Below are 4,460 nucleotides of genomic sequence, written 5' to 3' on the forward strand. Positions count from 1 at the left end.
ATCTGTTGACACGGGGTGCGTACGCCTTCGCCTCGGGCCGCGTCCCTGCGTACGGAGGAGCGGCCCGAGGCGAAGGCGGTCGTGCGGGTGCCCGGGTGGTCCCCTCGCAGTCCACGGCGAGTTGTGCGGGGAGCGTGCGCCGCCGTGGGTGATCGGGCTCACGGAAAAGGCCCCGAAGGGCCTTCCGTCCACCGTTGCGGGTCAGCGCCGGAATTCGACCGGACTTCCCCCACGGGGCGCTGTGAAGTTGTGGGCCCTGCGGCTCAGCCGGTGTAGGGCGTGCCGTCCGGGTTGTAGAAGGAGACGCCGTCGGGGGCGTCCTCGGGCAGGCTTGCCGCCCACTCCTGGAGGCTCTTCTGGTCGGCGATCTTCTTCAGGTGCGCCGACATGTAGGGGCGCAGCGGCACCTCGGGGGTGGCCTTCTCGCCGACCCACATCAGGTCGCCCTTGACGTAGCCGTACAGGCGCTTGCCGCCGCTGTACGGGCCGGACGCCTCCGTCCGCGCGACCGCGTCGGTGGCCAGGTCGATCTGCGGCTTCTGGTCGGCCAGCTCGCCGTACCAGACCTCGGCGACGCCCTGGTCGCGGACCATGACGATCTCGACCTTGCGGTCCTTGTCGATCCGCCAGAATCCGGTCTCGCTCTCCAGCGGGCGCACCATCCTGCCCTCGGCGTCGAGCACCCAGCTGTGCGACGTGTACTCCAGGAAGTCACGGCCGTCGTGGCTGAAGACGACCTCCTGCCCGAAGTTGCACTTCTCGGCACCCGGGAAGTCGGCGACGCCCGCACCCTCCCACTTACCGAGGAGGAAGGCGAGGGGGACGAGGTCCGGGTGGAGGTCGGACGGAATCTCGATCATGGGCTCAGACGATCTGTGCGAGAGCGGACAACGGGGCGGGTCAGCGCTGGCCCTGGTACAGCTTCTTCCAGGTCAGGCCGGCGAACGCGAGAACGCCGACGGCGACCAGGACGAGCAGGGTGGTGAAGACTGCCTCAAGCACGAGCGCGCTCCTCGTCGGGAGTGAGGGTGTACGGACCGGTCACGGGTGTACGGACCGGTCACGAGTCTAGTCGGCCCCCGTTCCGGCGGCGCTGTGAGGTGGATCGTGCCCGCCCGGCCTTGCGGCCGCAGGGCTAGAGTGCCTGGCATGGCCAAGAAGCTGGTGATCAAGGTGACGGCGGGCGCGGACGCGCCCGAGCGGTGTTCCCAGGCGTTCACGGTGGCGGCCGTCGCCGTCGCGAGCGGCGTCGAGGTGTCGCTGTGGCTGACCGGTGAGTCGTCGTGGTTCGCCCTGCCGGGGCGCGCGGCGGAGTTCGAGCTGCCGCACGCGGCGCCCCTGCCGGACCTCATCGAGGGCATCCGCGTAGGCGGCGGCATGATCACGGTGTGCACGCAGTGCGCGGCGCGCCGCGACATCGAGGAGAAGGACCTGATCGAGGGCGCGCGCATCGCCGGTGCCCAGGTGTTCGTCCAGGAGGCGATGGCGGACGGCGTGCAGGCGCTCGTCTACTAGACGCCGGAGGCTAGTACCGCTTCTTGCCGTCGAGCTCGTCCCACCACTCGTCCGACTTCGGATCGCCGGAGGGGTCGTCCCACCAGCGGTCGTCGGGCCCGCGCCGGTTGGCGACGATGGCGGCGACCGGCGGGATGACCATGGCGAACAGGCACATGCCCACCGCGGCGGGCACGGACCACAGGCGTACGACGGCCCAGGCCAGGACGAACAGTCCGATGCAGGTGCCCATCATGGCGAAGTACAGATGGCGCCGCCGCGCGTACATAAGTCCACGGTACGGCGGTGGGCCCGTGGCGGTAAGCCGACGGCGCGGAGGGCCGCACCCCTCCAAGGCGTCCAACCCCGGGGTGCGGCCCTCCGGCCGTCGGCGGCGTCCTGCGACGCCCGTCGTCAGACGGCGATGGCGACCTCGGTCAGGCCGCCCTGCTGCGCCACGACCTTGCGGTCGGCCGTCGCGCCGGGCACCAGCGCGCGCAGCGTCCACGTGCCCTCCGCCGCGTAGAAGCGGAACTGCCCGGTCGCGGACGTGGGCACCTCGGCGGTGAACTCGCCGGTCGCGTCCAGCAGGCGCACGTAGCCGGTGACGGGCTGGCCGTCACGGGTCACCGAGCCCTGGATCGTGGTCTCACCGGGCTTGGCGGTCGAGGCGTCGGGGCCGCCGGCCTTTGCTCCACACATAAGCGTTCCTTCTGTTGCCTGTTGCAGGGGAGACGTGTCAGTTGGCGCCGAGCTCGATCGGCACGCCGACCAGGGAGCCGTACTCGGTCCAGGAGCCGTCGTAGTTCCTGACGTTCTGCTGACCGAGCAGCTCGTGCAGCACGAACCAGGTGTGCGCGGAGCGCTCACCGATCCGGCAGTAGGCGATGGTGTCCTTCGACAGGTCCACGCCCTCGCCCTCGTAGAGCGCCGTCAGCTCCTCGTCCGACTTGAAGGTGCCGTCGTCGTTGGCCGACTTCGACCACGGGATGTTGCGCGCGGTCGGCACGTGGCCGGGGCGCTGCGACTGCTCCTGCGGGAGGTGGGCCGGGGCGAGCAGCTTGCCGCTGAACTCGTCGGGGGAGCGGACGTCGACCAGGTTGAGCGAGCCGATGGCCGCCACGACGTCGTCGCGGAAGGCGCGGATGGAGGCGTCCTGGGGCTTCGCCTCGTAGGCGGTGCGGGGGCGCTGGGGGACCTCGGCGACCAGGTCGCGCGAGTCCAGCTCCCACTTCTTGCGGCCGCCGTCGAGGAGCTTCACGTCCTGGTGGCCGTAGAGCTTGAAGTACCAGTAGGCGTACGCGGCGAACCAGTTGTTGTTGCCGCCGTAGAGGACGACGGTGTCGTCGTTGGCGATGCCCTTCGAGGAGAGCAGCTCCTCGAAGCCGGCCTGGTCCACGAAGTCACGGCGGACGGGGTCCTGCAGGTCGCTCTTCCAGTCGATCCGGACGGCGCTCTTGATGTGGTTCTTGTCGTACGCGGACGTGTCCTCGTCGACCTCCACGATGACGGTCTTCGGGTCGCCTGCGTCGATGCGGGCCTGTACCCAGTCGGCGTCCACCAGGACGTCACTGCGGCTCATGCTGTTCTCCTCCGGGGCAGTTGCGGATATGCGCAAACGCTTGCTGGGCGCGCGGCGAGGGGAGCGCGCGGCGCTGCGCAGCGGGTGGGGTGGGAGACGAGACGGGGGAGGACTTCCCGTGAACGAGGGGAGCGTTTCCCGTCAGACATGACGACAGAGCATGGCGGCGACGCGGCACAGGTCGACTGCCCGCCGCTTCGTGAGGTCCGCCTGTCGCTTCATGCCCACGATCGTAGGGACGGGGAGTTGGCGTGTCACCGGTGTGTTGGATAGTGAGACGAGATCTTCCGGATGTTGAGACAGGAGGCCCGGAGGGGCGCCGGGAGGGCGCCGTAGGGGTGGTCGCGTACCGCCCCTGGCGCCCGCGTCGCCGGGGAGTCTGCCTTCCGGACATCGCGTCTCGGTGCGTGGACCCGGCGGACGGCCGGTGGAGGAACCGTCCGGTCAGCCCGCCAGGTTGACGTTCGAACCGGTCAGCGTGATGTCCACACCGTCCTGCGTCGCCACGACCTTGTCCAGCTTGATGCCCTTCGGCAGGCCGCTGATGCGCCGGTCGAAGTCCGTCTTCTGGCGGATCGCCCGCTCCAGGCCGGGGAAGGCCTGGGCCTCGTCGGGGATCTGGTCCGCCCGCACCCGGACGGTGTCGCCGTTGACGATCGTGACCGTGGAGATGACGCTGCGCTCGATGGGCAGCCCCGCGAGCTGCACCTTGCCGGTCACCTTGACCTGGCTCTTGCCGGCGGCGCCCTGGCCGCCGAAGCCGACCTTCACCGTGGGGTCGTTGGTGGCCTTGCTGAGGTCCTCGTACGACAGGTGCGCCGTGCCCGTCGCCCGGCTCGCGACGGCGGAGGAGAAGCTGCTGTCGATCTTCACGTCCTGCAGCTTGGCGTCGAAGCCCGACACCCGGATCGACTGCCCGCCCGAGCTCGCGGTCGCGCCGTCGAGCTTGACCTCGACCTCCTCCAGGGAGGAGCCGGCGATCTGCGTGAGGAAGGGGAATCCCTTGATGGAGACCTCGGGGGTGCCGGTCAGCCCCTGACTGCTGCGGATCTTCTCCGCCGCCTGCTCCTCGGCGAAGTAGACGGCGATGCGGTCGGCGCCCACGAAAAGGGCCCCCAATATCACCGCGATGATCAGGGTTATGCGTATCGCGCGCATTCGGTCTCTCCAGCTCCCCCGGTCTCGGTCAGGCTCCTGCACTGCCCTTGCAATGCGATGGAGCCTAACCGGACCGCTGCGGCGGGAGGGACGGGCGATCAGCCCAGGACGCGGCCGAGCACGTAGACCGCCGGGGCCGCGGCCGCCAGCGGCAGGGCCACGCCCGCCGTCATGTGCACGAACCGCGACGGGTAGTCGTAGCTCGCCACGCGCAGGCCGGCCAGGG

The 4,460-nt window shown here is 70.0% G+C and carries 6 protein-coding genes; 1 reads left to right on the forward strand and 5 read right to left on the reverse strand.

Annotated elements, in window-relative coordinates; genetic code table 11:
• Positions 1-263: 263 nt before the first annotated feature.
• Positions 264-860: an FABP family protein gene (locus tag V7793_RS33920; protein WP_336013539.1), complete on the reverse strand. Its 597-nt coding sequence runs from the start codon at positions 858-860 to the stop codon at positions 264-266.
• 289 nt (positions 861-1,149) lie between these two features.
• On the opposite strand from V7793_RS33920, the gene V7793_RS33925 reads away from it, so the two are divergent.
• Positions 1,150-1,515 carry a DsrE family protein gene (locus V7793_RS33925; protein WP_190022265.1) on the forward strand — a complete coding sequence of 122 codons (366 nt, stop codon included), beginning with the start codon at positions 1,150-1,152 and terminating at the stop codon, positions 1,513-1,515.
• Between the two features lie 10 nt (positions 1,516-1,525).
• Here V7793_RS33925 and V7793_RS33930 read toward each other — a convergent pair whose 3' ends face one another.
• From V7793_RS33930 to V7793_RS33945, 4 genes are all read right to left on the reverse strand, one after another.
• Complete coding sequence (locus tag V7793_RS33930; RefSeq protein ID WP_336013540.1) at positions 1,526-1,783, reverse strand: DUF3099 domain-containing protein; 258 nt, start codon at positions 1,781-1,783, stop codon at positions 1,526-1,528.
• A gap of 125 nt (positions 1,784-1,908) precedes the next feature.
• Positions 1,909-2,196 (reverse strand): DUF1416 domain-containing protein, encoded by a 288-nt coding sequence (locus tag V7793_RS33935; RefSeq protein WP_058045696.1) that lies wholly within the window; start codon positions 2,194-2,196, stop codon positions 1,909-1,911.
• A gap of 37 nt (positions 2,197-2,233) precedes the next feature.
• Positions 2,234-3,076 (reverse strand): sulfurtransferase, encoded by an 843-nt coding sequence (locus tag V7793_RS33940; protein WP_336013541.1) that lies wholly within the window; start codon positions 3,074-3,076, stop codon positions 2,234-2,236.
• Between the two features lie 444 nt (positions 3,077-3,520).
• Positions 3,521-4,234 carry an LmeA family phospholipid-binding protein gene (locus tag V7793_RS33945; RefSeq protein WP_336013542.1) on the reverse strand — a complete coding sequence of 238 codons (714 nt, stop codon included), beginning with the start codon at positions 4,232-4,234 and terminating at the stop codon, positions 3,521-3,523.
• Between the last annotated feature and the right edge of the window lie 226 nt (positions 4,235-4,460).

Source organism: Streptomyces sp. KLMMK, from assembly GCF_036961605.1.
GTDB lineage: Bacteria > Actinomycetota > Actinomycetes > Streptomycetales > Streptomycetaceae > Streptomyces > Streptomyces telluris.